The 17,651-nt window shown below is 61.7% G+C and carries 14 protein-coding genes and 5 pseudogenes; 7 read left to right on the top strand and 12 right to left on the bottom strand.

Annotation, left to right across the window (positions count from 1 at the left end):
• The first annotated feature begins 106 nt into the window (after positions 1-106).
• From ACOI2T_RS17985 to ACOI2T_RS36420, 3 genes are all read left to right on the top strand, one after another.
• A complete protein-coding gene (locus tag ACOI2T_RS17985; protein WP_409506036.1) occupies positions 107-2,059 on the top strand; it encodes a TnsB C-terminal domain-containing protein in 1,953 nt (650 codons plus the stop codon).
• Complete coding sequence (locus ACOI2T_RS17980; RefSeq protein ID WP_409506035.1) at positions 2,047-3,060, top strand: TniB family NTP-binding protein; 1,014 nt, start codon at positions 2,047-2,049, stop codon at positions 3,058-3,060. Before ACOI2T_RS17985 ends, ACOI2T_RS17980 begins: the two co-directional genes overlap by 13 nt.
• 311 nt (positions 3,061-3,371) lie before the next feature.
• Positions 3,372-3,902, top strand: coding sequence for a hypothetical protein (locus ACOI2T_RS36420; protein ID WP_479681028.1), 531 nt, complete (start codon positions 3,372-3,374; stop codon positions 3,900-3,902).
• Positions 3,903-4,034: 132 nt separating this feature from the next.
• Here the strand turns inward: ACOI2T_RS36420 and ACOI2T_RS17970 are convergent, their stop codons facing one another.
• Both ACOI2T_RS17970 and ACOI2T_RS17965 read right to left on the bottom strand, forming a co-directional pair.
• Positions 4,035-5,114, bottom strand: a complete 1,080-nt coding sequence (locus tag ACOI2T_RS17970) for a tartrate dehydrogenase (RefSeq protein WP_409506033.1) — start codon at positions 5,112-5,114, stop codon at positions 4,035-4,037.
• Positions 5,115-5,216: 102 nt separating this feature from the next.
• Positions 5,217-5,759 carry a LysR substrate-binding domain-containing protein gene (locus ACOI2T_RS17965; RefSeq protein ID WP_409506032.1) on the bottom strand — a complete coding sequence of 181 codons (543 nt, stop codon included), beginning with the start codon at positions 5,757-5,759 and terminating at the stop codon, positions 5,217-5,219.
• A gap of 2 nt (positions 5,760-5,761) precedes the next feature.
• Between ACOI2T_RS17965 and ACOI2T_RS17960 the strand changes: the two are divergent.
• The 3 pseudogenes from ACOI2T_RS17960 to ACOI2T_RS17950 all read left to right on the top strand — a co-directional run.
• Positions 5,762-6,607 (top strand): annotated as a pseudogene (locus tag ACOI2T_RS17960) (IS256 family transposase); the annotation flags it as partial.
• A 15-nt stretch (positions 6,608-6,622) separates the two neighbouring features.
• Positions 6,623-7,078: pseudogene (locus tag ACOI2T_RS17955) on the top strand (transposase); the annotation flags it as partial.
• Positions 7,079-7,124: 46 nt separating this feature from the next.
• Positions 7,125-7,379: pseudogene (locus tag ACOI2T_RS17950) on the top strand (IS1634 family transposase); the annotation flags it as partial.
• 62 nt (positions 7,380-7,441) lie between these two features.
• Here ACOI2T_RS17950 and istB read toward each other — a convergent pair.
• From istB to ACOI2T_RS17930, 4 genes and pseudogenes are all read right to left on the bottom strand, one after another.
• A complete protein-coding gene (gene istB / locus ACOI2T_RS17945; RefSeq protein ID WP_064899591.1) occupies positions 7,442-8,293 on the bottom strand; it encodes an IS21-like element helper ATPase IstB in 852 nt (283 codons plus the stop codon).
• A pseudogene (locus ACOI2T_RS17940) lies at positions 8,290-9,270 on the bottom strand (Mu transposase domain-containing protein); the annotation flags it as partial. The gene istB and the pseudogene ACOI2T_RS17940, both read right to left, overlap by 4 nt.
• 29 nt (positions 9,271-9,299) lie before the next feature.
• Complete coding sequence (locus tag ACOI2T_RS17935) at positions 9,300-10,619, bottom strand: IS256 family transposase (RefSeq protein WP_064961518.1); 1,320 nt, start codon at positions 10,617-10,619, stop codon at positions 9,300-9,302.
• A gap of 136 nt (positions 10,620-10,755) precedes the next feature.
• Positions 10,756-11,178: pseudogene (locus tag ACOI2T_RS17930) on the bottom strand (IS21 family transposase); the annotation flags it as partial.
• A gap of 168 nt (positions 11,179-11,346) precedes the next feature.
• On the opposite strand from ACOI2T_RS17930, the gene ACOI2T_RS17925 reads away from it, so the two are divergent.
• Complete coding sequence (locus ACOI2T_RS17925; RefSeq protein ID WP_165608724.1) at positions 11,347-11,514, top strand: hypothetical protein; 168 nt, start codon at positions 11,347-11,349, stop codon at positions 11,512-11,514.
• Positions 11,515-11,598: 84 nt separating this feature from the next.
• Here ACOI2T_RS17925 and ACOI2T_RS17920 read toward each other — a convergent pair whose 3' ends face one another.
• Genes ACOI2T_RS17920 through ACOI2T_RS17895 form a run of 6 tightly spaced genes read right to left on the bottom strand, consistent with a single transcriptional unit; the run spans position 11,599 to position 17,649 of the window.
• Entirely contained in the window at positions 11,599-12,393 is a 795-nt protein-coding gene (locus ACOI2T_RS17920) for an RsiV family protein (protein WP_064895154.1), read from the bottom strand.
• A gap of 4 nt (positions 12,394-12,397) precedes the next feature.
• Positions 12,398-13,096: an Rv1363c family protein gene (locus ACOI2T_RS17915; RefSeq protein ID WP_064895156.1), complete on the bottom strand. Its 699-nt coding sequence runs from the start codon at positions 13,094-13,096 to the stop codon at positions 12,398-12,400.
• A 17-nt stretch (positions 13,097-13,113) separates the two neighbouring features.
• Positions 13,114-14,388 carry an MlaD family protein gene (locus tag ACOI2T_RS17910; RefSeq protein WP_081281629.1) on the bottom strand — a complete coding sequence of 425 codons (1,275 nt, stop codon included), beginning with the start codon at positions 14,386-14,388 and terminating at the stop codon, positions 13,114-13,116.
• Positions 14,385-15,506: an MCE family protein gene (locus tag ACOI2T_RS17905; protein ID WP_064895159.1), complete on the bottom strand. Its 1,122-nt coding sequence runs from the start codon at positions 15,504-15,506 to the stop codon at positions 14,385-14,387. The genes ACOI2T_RS17910 and ACOI2T_RS17905 overlap by 4 nt, the downstream gene beginning before the upstream one ends.
• Positions 15,503-16,606: an MCE family protein gene (locus tag ACOI2T_RS17900; RefSeq protein WP_064895162.1), complete on the bottom strand. Its 1,104-nt coding sequence runs from the start codon at positions 16,604-16,606 to the stop codon at positions 15,503-15,505. The genes ACOI2T_RS17905 and ACOI2T_RS17900 overlap by 4 nt, the downstream gene beginning before the upstream one ends.
• Complete coding sequence (locus tag ACOI2T_RS17895; RefSeq protein ID WP_064895163.1) at positions 16,603-17,649, bottom strand: MCE family protein; 1,047 nt, start codon at positions 17,647-17,649, stop codon at positions 16,603-16,605. The genes ACOI2T_RS17900 and ACOI2T_RS17895 overlap by 4 nt, the downstream gene beginning before the upstream one ends.
• Positions 17,650-17,651: the final 2 nt, after the last annotated feature.

The following is a 17,651-nucleotide window of genomic DNA, read 5'->3' as shown; positions in this document are numbered from 1 at the left end:
TGAAATCCGTTTAGGTTCACGCAATTTCACGGTCGCAAGTCTGGCGGGAGGATCGGTACGGCTCATCGACGCTGTTGGTGAACGTACAACTGTTCCCCTGTCGGCGGTGCTGGCCGATTCGACTCTGGAGGTGCTGGCGGGGTCACGACCGGTGTTGTGGTCTGTTGAGGCGCTCGAAGGTGTGCCCGCGGAGGTCGCTGATCGGGCACGGTGGTGGGAACAACACATCGTCGAGGTGTTGACCGGGCGCCGACCCGAGAGTCCGCCGGGGCAGCCAATTCGTCCGGAGTTCGATCCGGCGGTCCGGTCCTTACGCCAGAGGGAGCTGGCCAAGCTTGAGGAGCTGCGGGCCGCCGGCCGCGATCTGGCGTTGATCACTCTGCAACGTCAGCGATCCCGCTACGAGGCTAAGGGCCTTCTGGGATTGGTTGACGGCCGCTATCTCGCCAAACGTCCGGTGTTGGGCCGTGTCGATGAGCGTGTCGTTGCCGTGGTCCGACGTCTCATCGACAACGAGACCGAGCTATCGACCGGCACGGTGAGCAGGCTTCAGCGCAAGTTGGAGAAGGCGCTGCTGGCCGAGTACGGTCCCGACGACGCCCCGAAGGTCCCGTCCCAAGCCACGTTCTACCGGCTCGTCAAACGCTTGGAGGAAGGCAAGCACACCTTCGGTTCCGCCCGTACCCGCCGGTCATTAGCCAAACAACCCGACGGCCCCTTCGGCGCGGTAACCGCTGCCCGTCCTGGTGAAATGGTGGAAATCGACTCCACCCCGCTGGATGTGCGGGTGGTCCTTGATGACGGTGTGGTCGATCGGGTGGAGCTGACCGCGATGGTCGACAACGTCACCCGCTCGATCCCGGCGGCAGTTCTGCGGCCCACCACAAAGGCCGTCGATGCCGCGCTGCTGCTGGCCAAGGCGTTGACCCCAGAGCCGATGCGCCCGGGTTGGTCCGATGCGTTGCGGTTGTCACGCTCGGTGTTGCCGCACCGGCGTTTGACCGATGTCGATCAACGGCTCGCCGACGCCGCGGCTCGCCCGGTGATCGCTCCCGAGACCATCGTCTGTGATCACGGGAAGGCGTTTTTCTCCAAGACATTTGAGCAGGCGTGCTGCTCACTGGGTATCAACCTGCAACCCGCTCATCCGGATCAGCCGACCGACAAACCGAAGGTGGAACGCACCCTGCAGTCGGTGGGCACATTGTTCGCCCAGTACGTCGCCGGGTACGTCGGCTCCAGCGTGGAACGTCGCGGTAAGAACGCCGACCAGGACGCCGTGTGGTCCCTGATGGAACTGCAGGCGTTGCTCGATGAGTGGCTCGTCGCGGTGTGGCAGAACCGGCCCCACGACGGACTACGGGATCCGGTGACCCCGGGCAAAGCGCTTACTCCCAACGAAAAGTTCGCGGCCCTGGTCGAAGTCGCTGGTTACGTCCCGGTGCCGCTGAGCGCTGATGACTACATCGAGTTGTTGCCCGCGACGTGGCGGGTCATCGGCTCAGCGGGTATCCGGGTCAATCACCGGACCTACGATGCCCGGGCCCTGAACCCGTACCGGCGAGTCGACTCCGGGGTTCGGTCCCGCAACGGCCGGTGGGAGGTTCACTACGACCCCTACGACGTCGCTCAGATTTGGGTTCGCAACCATCACGACGACGGTTGGATCACCGCGACCTGGACGCACATGCGCACCGCCGCGGTGCCGTTCGGGGACACCGTGTGGAAGCAGGCCCAAGCGATCGTCGCGGAAAGGGGTGCAGATCCGGTGACTGAAGCCGAGATCGCAGCGGCGGCCGACGCCCTGCTGGATCGTGCCGAACGTGGCCCCGACGCCCGGCAGAGCCCGCCAACAGCCCGGCGCGCAGTAGCCAGGGCCCGGTCCATCCCCGAGCCGTCCTGGCCACGCCCCACCAGCGCCGAGGACACCAATGAAAGCCAGAAACCGCCCGAGGTGAGCACCGACGGGTTCGAGAACTCCGATGATGACGATCTCGCTGATGTCATCCCGTTGCCGGTGTTCGACGCACGCAAGGAGGCCGAACAGTGGCATTGGTGAGTCCGATCAGTCAACTCGAGGAACGGCGGCAACCAACAACCACCCTGGAGGGGTGGCGACGGTTCATCGACGCTGACCGGCCTGAATTCACCTTGCTTCCCGATCAGGACTGGTCAGATCTCGACAATGCTGATCGGATCGCCTACAACGAGGCCAGGGTGGCCCATCATTCCGAGCTCGTCGTGGTGACCACCTCGGCGATCCAGAAGATCACCAACGAGGGCCAGCTGCTCACTCTGCTGAACCAACGCGAGATCGGCGCGCGGCGGGGGCTGATCGTCTCCGGCGGCGCAGCCACCGGAAAGACCACCGCGATCAAACAACTCGGACGGTTTCACGAACTTCGGGTCCGCAGCCGCTACTCCGACAAAACCCGTATTCCCGTCGTCTACGTGACCGCTCCACCGAAGGGCTCCGCGCGCAAGCTTGCCATGGAATTCGCCCGCTTCCTGGGGCTTCCGCCGGTACGACGAATGAACGTCACCGATATCGCCGACGCGGTGTGCCAAGTGCTCATCGACGCGCGCACCGACATCGTGGTCGTCGACGAGATCCATAACCTGAACCTCGATACCCGTGCCGGGGAAGAGCTTTCCGACCACCTGAAGTACTTCACCGAACACTTACCCGCGACCTTCGTCTACGCCGGCATCGATGTCGAACGCTCCGGGGTGTTTACCGGTACCCGAGGCCGCCAGCTGGCCGGGCGCTGCGGTGTCATCAACACAGCCGCCTTCCCATACGGACAGGAGTGGCGGGCTCTGGTCGCCGCGATGGAGGGAACCCTGCGACTGCACCGGCATGAGCCAGGTACGCTCGTGCGCCAGACGAAATACCTGCACCAACGGACCGGCGGAATGATCGGGAGCCTCGCCCACCTCATCCGCTCGGCAGCCATCCGGGCAATGCTGGACCACACTGAACACATCGACCGCCAGGGCTTGGACAGCGTCCTCATCGACTACGCAGCTCAGGCCTCAGCCCAACGCAACGCTGGATAGCGATGATCAACGACTGGCCCCGGCTGCCACCACGACCGCTTCCGCAGCCAGTCACCGCATTTCGCGATGAGACCGTGCACTCCTTCACCACCCGACTCGCCCACGCCAACCGACTCTCACCCCAAAGTCTGCGCGACTACGCCGCACGCGAAGGCCACTACGTTGACCCAGACCGCCTCGCCCGACTCAGCGGCTACCCACGACACGTCCTCTGCGGCCGATTGCGGGGCCTGACTGTCGATGAACGTGATCTCACCCGCCAGCGGGCACGTGCCCGACCAATCTGCCGGTTCTGCTCAGCCAGGCGAGGGGTGCCAGAGCCCATTCACTGCTGGCTGCCCGACCACCTCACCGTCTGTCATCGCCACGGCTACTGGATCGGCCCTTCCGCCCAGCGATGGGACGACCAGATGTCACTGAAACACCATCCAGCTGTTGCCCAAGCTTCTAGGGCGCACCGTGCCCTGGCCAAGCGCAACACCTCCGACATTGTTGAGCTGGCGATCAATGATGCGTCACGGATAGTGCTGCGGCAGCGCCGATTCCGACGCAGCGACGGTCTCGGCGATAGCGCAGCCACCGGTATCGCATTACGGGGGCGATGGGCCAGCATCTCAACTGTCGACCTGCACATCGTCACCTACGTCGAAACAGTCCGGATGGCCACCGTCATCATTGACCATCGGCCACAATTGGTGAACCGATCCGGTAATCCCAGCCTCGCGCGCATAGCTGTTCTGGCGGCCGCGAATGCAGTGTTCGGCGCCGAGGCAGAGACGGCGACCGCCGCAGCCCTCGACGGCTGGCTAAACAACCAGCAGATCATCCGGGAGTCCCGATGATCACGACCGAGATCCGATGCGTGACGTTCGATGTAGGCGAGACATTGGTTGATGAGACTCTGATGTCGATCAAACTCGCTCAGGTACTCGGAGTGTTTGTCTCTCAGACAGAAATTCTGCAGGATGGAACGGTCAGCGCGGAAGTGCGTCGATGATCGCGTCAACCACTTCAACAGTCTTCGCAGAACCGCCGATATCGCGGGTACGGACTCCGCTGGCGATCGAGCTCTCGATCGCCTGTCGGACGGATTGCGCTTCGTCGTGTAACCCGAAGTCGTCCAGCATCATTGCCGCGCTTGCGATAGCTCCGATGGGATTACACACACCAAGACCGGCAATGTCAGGCGCCGACCCGTGCACCGGCTCGTACATGCTGGGGAATCGCTTCTCCGGGTTGAAGTTGGCGCTCGCCGCAAGTCCAAGGCTGCCTGCCATCGCGCTGCCAAGATCAGACAAGATGTCAGCATTGAGATTGGAGGCGACAACAACCGATAGATCCTCCGGCCGAAGTACAAACTTGGCCGCCATGGCGTCGACGAGGACGCTCTCCGTCTCGACATCGGGGTACTCAGCCGCAACCCGACGGAAGACTTCGTCCCACAGAACCATTCCATACTGCTGGGCATTGCTCTTGGTCACACTGGAGAGCTTCTTCCGAGGACGCGACCGCGCCAGATCGAACGCGAATCTGATGATTCGGTCGCATCCTCGTTCGGTGAAAACCGAGGACTGCACCGCGACTTCGCCCAGCTCGGCGCGAGGAGCGAAGTTCCTGCCACCGATACCCGAGTACTCACCTTCGGAGTTCTCGCGCACCACAACCCAGTCGAGGTCACGACCCTCGGCATTGCGCAGCGGCGTCTGCACACCTTCGTAGAAGGTCACCGGCCGGACATTGGCCCATTGATCAAATCCTTGACAGATTGCCAGGCGCAACCCCCACAGCGTGACGTGATCGGGCAACGACGGCCACCCGACGGCGCCGAAGTAAATGGCGTCGAAATCCTTGAGTTGTACAAGACCGTCGTCGTCCATCATGCGACCGTGCTGCCGATAGTATTCAGAACCCCAAGCAAACTCGGTCCACTCGAAGAAGAACCCGCTGTCCGGGCGATCAGCGATCGCGTCGAGAACACGCCGGCCGGCCTCAACAACCTCGGTTCCGACTCCATCACCGGGGATGGCGGCGATACGAAAAGTGGTGGTGCCCATGTGTCTCCATCGGTTGATGCGGTTGAATACCTCGATTTAAGCTCACCGTGATGGAGGCGGTCCAAGACCGGTTTCCGATGCGGGCTATAGGCGCCGTCTATCTCATGACTCGTAGGGCGAGGCAGAAAACTCCACGGCGTCCTTGACGAATGCGGCCGCGGCCGCAGTCAATCCCGCGTCACGATGCACGATCGAGATTTGGAGTGAGGTTCGGGGTAGTAGTTCACGAACTGTCGCGCCCATTCCGGTGGCCAGCGGTGCCCACGCGTCCGGCAACACGGCATGACCTAGGCCCGCGAGAACCATTGGCAATATGGATGTTCGGTGAGCCACCTGCACCGCAATGTCCACGTCGACGACGCTGTTGCGAATCTGTTCTACGAGGTCGCGCATCATGCTCTCGCCACGGGAAACCACCATCCGTTGCCCTTGGAAATCGTTCCAGTGCACGGATGATCCATTGTCGCCCAACGGGATATCGGGAGGGGAAACCACGATGAACGGTTGCGCCTGTAGCGGAACCTCAGGCAAGCCACGCAGATACGGTGGAGTCGCCGTTCCGAGCAGGCCTATCTCCGCGCGACCGTCTATGACCGCTTCGATGACCGCCTCGGCGGTGAACACACCATCGATGTCGAGGAGCACGCCGGTGGCAAGATGAGGCCCGCGCGTTCGCCGCCCGGGACCTGTCGGGCACCGATTACGTCTACCTGTGGGTGGACGGCATCCACCTCAAGGTCCGCCTGGACCAGGAAAAGCTGTGCTTGCTGGTGAAGCTGGGTGTGCGCGCTGACGGCCGCAAAGAACTGGTGGCGATCACCGACGGCTACCGCGAATCGACCGAGTCGTGGGCTGATCTGCTGCGCGACTGCAAGCGACGCGGCATGACCGCCCCGGTGCTCGCGGTCGGCGATGGCGCACTCGGGTTCTGGAACGCGGTGCGTGAGGTGTTCCCGGCCACCAAAGAGCAGCGGTGCTGGTTTCATAAGCAGGCTAATGTTCTTGCCGCGCTGCCGAAATCAGCGCACCCGTCGGCGTTGGCGGCGATCAAGGAGATCTACAACGCCGAGGATATCGACAAGGCCCAGCTCGCGGTCAAAGCCTTCGAGGTCGACTTCGGGGCCAAGTATCCTAAAGCGGTCGCCAAGATCACCGACGATCTGGACACCCTGCTGGAGTTCTACCACTACCCGGCCGAACATTGGATTCACCTACGCACCACGAATCCGATCGAAAGCACCTTCGCCACAGTGCGTTTGCGCACCAAGGTCACCAAAGGCCCGGGATCACGCGCGGCCGGACTGGCTATGGCCTACAAGCTCATCGACGCCGCCGCGGCCCGCTGGCGCGCCGTCAACGCCCCACACCTGGTCGCTTTGGTCCGCGCCGGCGCGGTCTTCCACAAGGGAAAGCTGCTCGAACGCCCCACCGAGATCACCCCAACACAGCCGCCCACCGACGGCGCCGAACAACCCGGAACGGAGGTCGCCTGAACAACCCGATCCACAGGTATTGACAATTTCTCCATGTGGCCAGCGGTCAAAGCCATGCTGCACAGCGTCTATGACCAACCGGACGCACCCGCGGTGGCCGCGCAGTTCGACCGGCTCATCGACTACGTCACCGACAAACTGCCCGCCGTGGCCGACCACCTGGCCGCTGCACGCGAAGACATCCTTGCCTTCACCGCATTCCCCAAAGACATCTGGACCCAGATCTGGTCCAACAACCCCGCCGAACGACTCAACAAAGAGATCCGCCGCCGCACCGATGCGGTCGGCATCTTCCCCAACCGCGACGCCATCGTCCGCCTCGTCGGCGCCGTCTTGGCCGAACAGAACGATGAATGGGCCGAAGGCCGCCGCTACCTCGGCCTCGACATCCTGGCCCGCTGCCGCCTAACCACCATCACCAACGACAACCCCGAAATAGGAGCCGACGACATGCCCGCACTCACCGCTTAACACACCGGATCACGCAGCACTACACCACTTCCCGGGACTTGACCCGAAGTGCTTTGACTACTCCCGTGATTGCGGTGGGCTGTCCCTGTTGCTCTATGACGTTACGACCTTGTATATCGAGGCTGAATCGGAGGATGAGCTGCGCAAGGTGGGGTTCAGCAAAGAACGGCGGGTCGACCCTCAAATTGTGGTCGGACCGCTGGTGGATCGCAGTGGTTTCCCTTTGGAGATCGGTTGTTTCGAGGGAAGTACCGCCGAGACGACCACTCTGGTGCCGATTATCGCCGGCTTCGTCGAACGCTGACGAGGCTCAGGGAAACTCCCCAGTTGTGCTCGGCGAAAATCCCCACCTATGAGCGGTCCTCACTGTAGCGGTTGTCGGGTTCCGGTGGTCGTTCTACGCAGTTTTTCTGCTCGGGCGTTGTGGTCGCGTAGGCGGTAGGAATCACCGTCGAGGTTGAGCACGACGGAACGATGCAAGAGGCGATCGAGCATCGCTGCCGCGACGGTGTTATCGCCGAGCACCTCACCCCATGATCCGACGCCTCGATTGGTGGTCATCACGATTGACGTTTTCATATAGCGTTGGGAGACGACCTGAAACAACGCTGCTGCCGCCTCGCCGGGCAGCGGCAGATAGCCCAGTTCGTCAATCACCAGCAACGTAGGACCAGCGTAGAACCGCATCGTGGTCGCCCATCTACCTTCGATCGCGGCGCGATGACACCGGGCAGCGAGGTCGGCAGCAGTGGTGAAATAGGTGCGATACCCGGCATACGCTGCAGCCCTTGCCAATCCGACCGACAGATGGGTCTTGCCGACCCCCGGCGGGCCGATCAGCAACACGTTCGTTGCGGTCTCGAGGTAGCGACCGGTGGCCAGCTCATCGATGACCTTGCGATCAACGCCGACGGCGGCGTCGTAATCGAAATCCTCCAGCGAGGCAGGGGTGGGCAGGCAGGCAAAGCGCAGTCGACCCGCCAGACGTCGCGCTTCGGTGGCCTGCACTTCGATCGAGAGCAGCCGGTCCAGGGCGGCGGTCATCGACAGGTCCTCTGCCGATGCCTGATCCAGCACCGAGGGCAACGCCTCGGCCGCATCGTGCAGTTTCAGCACTGCCAGATGCCCACGCAGACGTTGGTATAGGCTCGCCGATTCCGCGGTATTCGGAGGGGGTAAACGGTCGCCAGATCCGGTTGTGGTGCGTGTGGTCATGACAGGGTGTTCCTTCCGTGGGCGGCGCGCTCGTAAACCGAAAGATCGTAGAGAGCCGCAGGTTCGGTATCGGACTGTGTTGTGCTGGGAGGTGATTGGGCCTCAGAGCTGATGGTGGTGGTGGGGTCTGCGCGGTCGATACGCAGTACCGCGGCCGCGGCAAGAGCCTCGGGTCCTGGTGGGATACGTTCCTTGCGGCGATGCGGCCGTCCGGTTTTCGCCCCCGCCATCGCGGCCTGCTCCAAGGCGTAGACGTGGCCGTGATCGCGCACCATCGCCCCGGTCCCATCGGCGGCCAGACGGTGCCGGGCGATGGTGATCCCCGAAGCGGTGACCACATCGATGACGCCGGCGCCGAGGACCTCGGTGATGTTCACCCGCGCCGAGGCGAGCTCTGGGGGCACCGAGTACCGGTTGCCGCGATAGGAGATCAACGCCTGCCGCGATACCACCCGCTCGCAGGACATGATCGCCGGATAGGCTCGCGCCGGCATCGGATGCAAGCCCTCGCTGCCGGCCACGGTCGCCACAGTGGCTTTCCCGTCGGCGGTGGGCCGCAACCGGGTGTCACCGCGCAGCCGGCAGAACTTGTCGAGACTTTCCTGCGCCTGCTCAACAGTCACATCGTCTGGCAGTGTCCGCCACCAGCGTTGGGCGGCAGTGTGATTGGACTTCTCCACCGCGCCTTTGCGGTTGCCTCGCCGCGGTGGGCAGATCGCGACCGACACCCCGTAATGCTTGGCCACCCCGGCGAAGCTGGCCGTCACCTTCCCCGACTCCGGGTGACAGACCGTGGCCATCCGATCAAAACGCCACACCCGGCTCACCCCGCCCAAGCCGCGGCAGACCCGGTCCAGGCCCTCGATGACCCTGGGCTGGGTCATCTCCGGGGCCAGCACGCCGCGCCACTTGCCCGAGCACGCCAGGGTGCCGACGAACAAGTGCGCCATCGACCCCCATCCCCACGCCGCCGGAGGAATTGTCAATACCTGTGGATCGGCGTGTTTCAGGCGACCTCCGTTCCGGCTTGCTGATCGCCGTCTGAGGGCGGTGTCGGTGGGGTGATTTCGGTGGGGCGTTCGAGCAGTTTGCCCTTGTGGAAGACCGCGCCGGCGCGGACCAGGGCGACCAGGTGTGGTGCGTTGACGGCACGCCAGCGGGCCGCGGCGGCGTCGATGAGCTTGTAGGCCATGGCCAGACCAGCCGCACGTGATCCCGGCCCCTTGGTGACCTTGGTTCTCAAACGTACTGTGGCAAAGGTGCTTTCGATCGGATTTGTCGTGCGTAGGTGGATCCAGTGCTCGGCGGGATAGTGGTAGAACTCCAGTAGGGTGTCCAGATCGTCGGTGATCTTGGCGACCGCCTTGGGGTACTTGGCCCCGAAGTCGACCGTGAAGGCCTTGACCGCGACCTGGGCCTTGTCGATATCCTCGGCGTTGTAGATCTCCTTGAGCGCCGACAACGCCGACGCGTGCGCTGATTTCGGCAGGGCGGCAAGCACATTGGCTTGCTTATGAAACCAGCACCGCTGTTCTTTGGTGGCCGGGAACACCTCGCGTACCGCTTTCCAGAAGCCGAGTGCGCCATCGCCGACGGCGAGCACGGGTGCGGTCATGCCGCGTCGTTTACAGTCGCGCAGCAGATCAGCCCACGACTCGGTCGATTCCCGGTAGCCGTCGGTGATCGCCACGAGCTCTTTGCGGCCGTCCGCGCGCACGCCGAGCATCACCAGCAGACACAGCTTTTCCTGGTCCAGGCGGACCTTGAGGTGGATGCCGTCGACCCACAGGTAGACGTAATCGGTGCCCGACAGGTCCCGGGCGGCGAACGCGCGGGCCTCGTCCTGCCACTGGCTGGTCAGCCGGGTGATCGTGGTGGCCGAGAGCCCGGCACCCGAGCCCAGGAACTGCTCCAGAGCGGGGGTGAAGTCGCTGGTGGACAGCCCGTGCAGGTACAGCAGCGGCAGCACTTCGCTCATCTGCGGTGACTTGCGTGCCCAGGCCGGCAGGATCGCCGAGGAAAACCGTTTCCGCTCACCGGTGTCGGGGTCGACGCGTTTGTCGTTGACTCGCGGTGCTTTCACCTCAACTGCCCCGGCTGCCGTCAGCACCTCGCGGGCCTGGTGATAGCCGTTGCGGACCACCAGCCGATGCCCCTTCTCATCGAGCTGATCGGCGAACTGGGCCACGTAGGCGGCGACCTCAGCCTTCAACGCGGCGGCCAGCATCTGACGGGCGCCGTCGCGGACGATCTCGTCCAACAACGACCGACCAGCACCGCCAGTGCTTTCGTTGGCCTCGATGGCATCGTGAACTACGGTGAGCATGGGCGTACCTTCCCGAACCAGCGCGCCAACGCCGGCTCATGATCGGACCTTCGGATATTCAGATCATCCTCGGGAAGGTGCGCCCACTTTCACGCCCCCTCACCGAGGCTCATCCACAGGTTCTGATCATTGCTCACGCCGCCGGTGGGTTCGGTAGATCCAGCCAATCCCATTGTGTCTCTTCACCGGGCGGATGTTCGATGACGGCGTTAGGTCGCTCGGTCGCGGTCAGGCAGGCCTGGCACACCGGGCGCAGCTTGCGGTCGCGGATCTGGCGGGTCACCGTCTGATACGACATCGTGTACCCGAGCTCTTCGAGTTCATCGCACAGCGTGCGCACCCAGAGGTGCGGATCGTCGAGCAAACGTGCGGTGATGTAAGCGACGAACACCTCGAACGCGTCCACCGCGGAGCGTTTGCGCACTCCAGGGGTGCTGGTGCCGTTCAGATACGCCCGGACGGTCTTGCGGTCACGCTTGGTATGCCTGGCGATCGCCGAGATCGTCCAGCCTCGTTTGCGCAGGGCATGTACTTCCACATCTTCCTCCCATGTCAGCATGAGAAAGCGGGTCTCCTTTGATAGCAGATGCGTGGTCAGAGACCATCAGCATCAAGGGAGACCCGCCCTCATTGGCGGTGCCACACAGGTGGGGAATTTCAATGAGCGTTACTGGGGAATTTCAGCGAGCGCCGTCAACGCCACGGCCTCGCCGGCACACCGCTGGTGGTGGCTGCTGATGCCGGGATGCTCTCCGCGGCGAACCTCACAGCCCTCGATGAGCTGGGGCTGTTGTTCATCGTCGGCTCCCGAGTGACCAAGGCGCCCAAAGACTTAGAGTCCCACTTCCAGAGCAATGATCAGAACCTGTGGATGAGCCTCGGGATGGGGGCGTGAAAGTGGGCGCACCTTCCCGAGGACGGTATGAAGGCCTCTGGGAAAAACTCCACGCCACGCTGCCGAAACTTCCTCCGTCGAGATTCAGATCGTCAAATCTTGGCGGAGGATCGACGAGAGTGCCTCGAGAGGGATATGGGTTTGAACGGCCCCGCCGTCCATCGACCACACCAACTGGTTGTGTGGCATCGGGTTCTCGCGCGACATCGGTCGATCAGGCATGAAAAGAATCAGTTCACTCGATGTCAACGCAAATGCTCGGTAATTCTCTGAGTAGCCTGAGCCATCAACCTGCGGTTCGAACCGGTCGACGATGAAAGGGTATGCGCCGACAACGTGTGGCGGCCGTGCCGTGGCGAGCGATTCTTCGAGAAACGGCCGGGCCAGGGGCGGTAAGGCCGTGAGCGGGTCGATTCCGGGCTTGAACAGGTCGGCAAGCGATAGTTGATTGCCGGTGCCGAGGTCAAAAACGAAACTCCTGACAGCATTGTTTGCGTTGTTGCCTACGGTCTGCTGAGTCTCGCGAAATACGACGGACCTCAGAGCTCGATGGGAGTGCGCGCTGTAGTCTATTGAGACATCGCTAGCACGAACCATGCTCGAACCCGCTGTGCGCCAGGACAAGACGCGATCACGCAAATACTCTACGATTGGTGGCCCCATGTGCGGATGGCCGACCAGGTCTTGTGGAACCACAACTTTCAGAGCGAGGACAGCTTCCCGTTGCGAACGAATGAAGGTCGTACAGTTGTCGTCCTGCGCTTCCCATTGGCCTCCGAACACCGCGTTGCACAGGGTGTCGGCGTGAGCTGATGATGCGCCGGCAACCGCAGTGACGCATGCAATAGCGAGCGCGATCCGTAAGCCAGTTGTACCCATTGCGCTACTTGATATCCACTTTACTTGCGAGCCAGCGGTTATCGATGCGTTCGAGAACGATCGTAACCCGGCTACGGTCGATCCGCGGCTCTGGGTTGACTGCATTGCTTATTGATTGATCTATGAAGAGGAGCACTTCCACCTTGTCAGGGGTGACTGACTTGACCGCTGAATCCACGACCACGCCGTGGCTTACAGCTTTGTTGTCGATAAGCAACTGCCGAAGTTGGGCAGCCGACTGGGTGTAAAGATCCTTGAACTCGCCAGTTGCACCCTGGAGTACCTTCGCGTAGTTCTCATCGACCTTGGCGCTGTCGATACTCGTCAGGGTAACCCCATAATCATTGGCAACTGCGAGTGCTTCACGACCCGTCGCGACTAGATCGTGTTGGCGTTTGACCTGCCACCCAAAGAAAGCCGCCGTGCCCACTGCGAGGAGCAGCGCCACTAGCAACACGGCGCCGATGAGGGTCGTCCGGGAACCCCGACCAAGCCGACTCTCGGTAGCAGGGTCGTCTAGGTCGACAGATTGGTGTTGATCATCGGGATCGTCCGTGGGATCAACGCCTGTCACCTCACCTGCATCGTGGTTCTCGGGTGATTGATCGACGTCCTTGTCGCCGGAACTATGCTCATTCTCGTCACAGTCGTTGCTCCCGTTGATCTGATCGAACACATCCTTGGTTCTGGTCCGGCTGAACATCGTGCCTCCTATGCGTTTTACTTCGGCGGTGGCGCCAGGTTCTTGGGCGGCCCCCCATAGGGTGTCGGGATAGTGTTGGGCCCCACGGGTGCTGGGTCGGTGGTTGCGAGGGGATCGTGGCCTGGCGGTGGCCGATCAGTGTCGTCGCCGGGAGGCCGCGGCGCATTGCGCGCGCCCCGAATAAGTACCGCGGGATCAGGATTATTGCAGTACGTATACCTGTACGGCTCGGGAAAGTCCGCCTGTGATGGGGGACGTCGCGGCAGGTTGTAGTCGCAGGAATAGCGTGGGTAGGGGTCGACGATCTCCCAGACTCCTCCATCGCGGAAAGTCGACGCTACCGCATCGATCACCGAACCCCGTTGCTCCAGTGGCGGGAACAGAGCTTTGAGCGCAGGTACCCTCACATAGGACAACTGCGCGATGGTGGTCAGGTTGCCGAGCAACTGGACCATGGTTTCGGAGTTGTCCGCAATGACAGCGTCCAGAGCGGTGAGTGGCCGACTTCCCGTACCGACCAATTGACGGTAGCCCCCCTCCATCCGGTTGGCTCCCGCTACGATTTCACGGACGTCCGTCGCCGTTTCGAGCAGCTCGGAATTGGCGTCGGACACCATCGTGAAAATCGTACGGCTATTGCGAATGACCCGAACGGTTTCTGGGAGGACAGAATCCAGTGTCGAAATGAGGAAAATTCCGCCATCGAAGATGGCCGAAAGCTTCTCCGGTCCTGCCGCCCCTACGCCCATCTCCTTCGTCATTGCTGAGAGCTTCGCTGGATCAAGCTGTGCAAGAAGGCCTTCAGCGTCTGTCACCAGACGATGAAACTGCACGGGGATGTCAGTCTGAGTTGCGCTGACCGTGTCGCCGTCACGAAGGAACGGCCCGGTACCGTTTGCGGGCCGGATGTCTAGGTACTGCTCGCCGGCGGGAGAAAGGCCGGAGACCCGGAACGCCGCGTCCTTGGGAATCTGGAGGTCTGGGTCGATCTCGATCTCGGCTACCACTCCATCGCCATCGACTTGTACAGCAAGGACTTTGCCAATCTGGACGCCTCGCAGTGTCACATCTTGACTGGCGAGGAGCCCGCCTGACTCTGACAGCTGAATGCGCAGACCAACTGTCGCGCGGACCGGATTGTATCCGAACGTACCCAACGATATGTAGCCGAATGCAGCAGTGAGAGTGAGGAACAGGCCCGCAAGAGCGACCGCTGTACGACGGGCGCGTATGGCTTGCACTGAGTCGACGGCGGCACCGGCGCATCGCTGGAAGATATTCGGCACGCTCATCGCTGAGGCCCGTAAATTCTATTCAGCAAGAGATTCCATTGATACCGCAAACTACCGATCATCGCATGCCAGTCGGTGCCGTCCGGACCGTGCGTCATCGGATCACCTGGATAGTTCATATCTGGTAGAGCGCCAAGTGCGATCTGTTCTACGTCCCCTGCGGCATGGAGGTTGGCGCCGGAGGTCAACTTGAGAAGCCTTGGGACGATTCGATTGATGGTCGTCAGCGACGTGTTGGGGTCGATGCTTGCGTCGTTGAATGCGTCACTCAGCCTATTCAAGTCGGCAATGAGGCTGCGGGAATCAGTGCCTTGTAACGACGGAAATCGCGATAGTTGCCGCGTAGTGCGGGCAACAGAACCGATCAAAGTCACGATCTGATCGCGGTTATCGGAGATCACTGCGATCGCTGGATCTGCAGCTGCGAGCGCAGCATTGATCGTGTGCTGACGTGCGGACAAGCTAGACGCCAGTTCGGATGTGCGGTGCAGGGCCTCTGTGATCTCATCTGAGCGTGCGTTGAGTTGTGCAATCAATCTGTTCGACTGATGGAGCAGGTCGGCGATCTTCGTTCCACTGTCCCCGACGGCCGAGCCGGCGCCGTTGAGGATGTGGGTTAAGCTGCGGATCACCCCGCCATTGACAAGCACAGCAGCTGAACTGAGCAACTCCTCGACGGTGGCACCAGCCGATGTTGCAGCCAAGGGAATGACGTCTCCGTCGGCCAACGGTGTGCTAGCCGACTGTTGGTCCGGATGAGGCTGGACTGCGACGAAGAGATCGCCGAGGGGCGTGGCCGACCTAAGCTCAACGGTTGCGCCGTCGTAGATCGAGACGTCCTCACGTATGCGCATAGTTATCTGTGCGGTGAACTCCTTGGCTTGAATCTTCTCAACCACGCCGATGTCAGCGCCACCGACCTTCACCTTCGCATGAGCCGGCAAGTTTAGTGCATTAGTGAAAACCGCAGTCAACGTGTAGGTCTCGCCACCTACTGAAGGAGAACTCAGCGGGAGGCTTTCTAGTCCGGACGAACAACCGGACAAGACCGCGATCAGCCCGATAGACAGTACGTTGCGATAGCGGCGAGTTACGTGGGTGCCCAGCAGAGACGTCATTTCTCCACTCCCGCCATGAGTTCCAGCATTCCGGTGAGGCCGAAATCGGGTCCGTAGTCGCGGAGTGTGCCTGTGGCGCAGCCGAGCTGTTTGAGGCCGATGAGATTACACATTTCTTTGCTGAGCTGGCTGTCGAAGAGAATCTTGTCGGCGAGGGCGTGCAGTCGGACGGCGCCATTGTCGACGTCGATGGCATTCCAGACGTTGTCGAGTGTCATTGGCGCGAGGTTGAAGAACTCTGCGACCTCACGTTGGTAGTCGACCAGTGCTTGGGTGATGGCCCTTGAGTCGGCGGCAGTCGTCTTCAGTCCGTCACGTCTGGATTCCAGCACCGATGCAACTTGCATCAGAATTTGGTTGATCTTGGAGCCCGTCGTGCCAGTGCCTAGGCTTTCGTCGGCCAGGATGTCGCTGAGCTGGTGCACGTTTGATCCGAACTCTCGGATCGTCTGCTCGTTCTCTGCGGCGGATTGCGTGAGTATGTCGAGGCTGGTGGCAATCGTATTAATGTTCTCTTTGGTGCGGGCCCCGTGATCGGTCTCGAGCCGTAGGGCTGATGACAGTTCGCTCAGCGTGCTCTTGAGATCCTCACCGTTGTCCGTCGCGATCTGCGCGCCGACATTCACCAGATCGGCCAACGGCCCAGAGCCCTCGCCGTTTCCGCGGAGGGCGACTGCTAGCCGGTCGATCATGGCAAGTGTCCTGTCGAATTCCACGGGAGTACGGGTACGCCCGAGGCCGATGACGTCTCCGTCGCCTAGCTTCGGACCTCCGCGATAGGGGGGCGTAAGTTCAACATGTCGGTCTGTGAGAATCGACGTGGACACAGTGACTGCCTGAACATCAGCGGGTATGTCGACCCCGTCGTCGAGCACGAGCGTGACTTCGACGGAATCACCCTTCGTCGTGATGCGGTCAACATGTCCGACCTGCATACCTAGCACAGCAACGGTGTTGCCTTCGTAAAGCCCGATCGCGTCCTCGAAATGAGCAGTCACCGTGATTGGTTGGGTGCCAGCGCGGTTGGTTATCAAAGTCGTGGCAACGGCGAGGGCGGCGGCAATCACGGCAGTGAGCCAGACCAATGTCCTTCTACTCATGCGCAATCCTCGAAATACTCGACCAATCCGAATTGTTCGGCACGGCCGCTGATTGCGCACATCCATGAGTCGATGAGTGGGCCGGATGAAAATGTTCCATCGATTCCGGTGCCACTCCCCGTAGCGTTGGCGATGTTACGCATGGCGATCGGGAGGGCCTGCAGTGTATTGCGGAACAGCGCGTCATGCTCGGCGATCATTCGCGTGAAGTCGCGCACACTGTCTAGCATTTCGTTGAGAGCGTGCTCGTCCGTCAGGATTCGGGATAACGTGTGCGCCAAGGCAGTCGTGCCTTCGAACAGTCGTTCAATGGCCGCGCGACGAGTCGTGATCTCGCCGATCAGGTCTCGACCTTGCAGGACGAGCATCCCCAGGTTGGCTTTCTGGTCCCTGATTGTTGCGGCGAGCTTGTCGGTGCTGGAGAGTAGTGTGCCAATCTGACCCCGCCGATCGGAGATGATGCGGGACAGCGACTTCAGATTCCGCAGTGCGTCAGGCAACGCTTGAGGAAGACCGTCAAGGCTGCGCGACACAGTGGTCAATGAGTTGGCGATTTGATCGGCATCAACCTGATCGAACGTCGTTGTGGCATCGGCTAAGGCAGTCTGTAGGTCATAAGGCGCCGACGTATTGGAGAGAGGGATCGTGTGGCCTTGGAGGCTGCCCGAACGGCCGGGAGTCAACTCGATGTAGCGGGACCCCAGTAGGGTAGTGAGTTTGATAGCCGCCTTCGTATCGCTGCCCAGGTAGACGCCCTTGTCGATCGACAATCTCATCTCAACCCGATCGCCGGCCAACGTGAGGGCATCGACATGGCCGACGGAGATACCGGCGATGGTTACCGGGTCGTCCTCGCGTACAGAGGCTGCTTGAGCGAATTCGGCACGATATATCGTCTTGCCGAGATTCAATGCGCCCGTTAAGGCAACTGCGCCCACTACCGCAACCATGACGACCAGTGCGACCGTGCCGATGGCAATCTTGTTGTAGTCCTCAATGGGGCGCGTGAGGCTTAGGCGCCCGAGTGCTCGTCTGATGATCATTC

Origin of the sequence: Mycolicibacterium wolinskyi str. Jessa 2025, from assembly GCF_049241375.1 — a bacterium.
Lineage (GTDB): Bacteria > Actinomycetota > Actinomycetes > Mycobacteriales > Mycobacteriaceae > Mycobacterium > Mycobacterium wolinskyi.
Note: the sequence above shows the minus strand (reverse complement) of the source record. Positions and strands in the feature narration are given on the sequence as shown.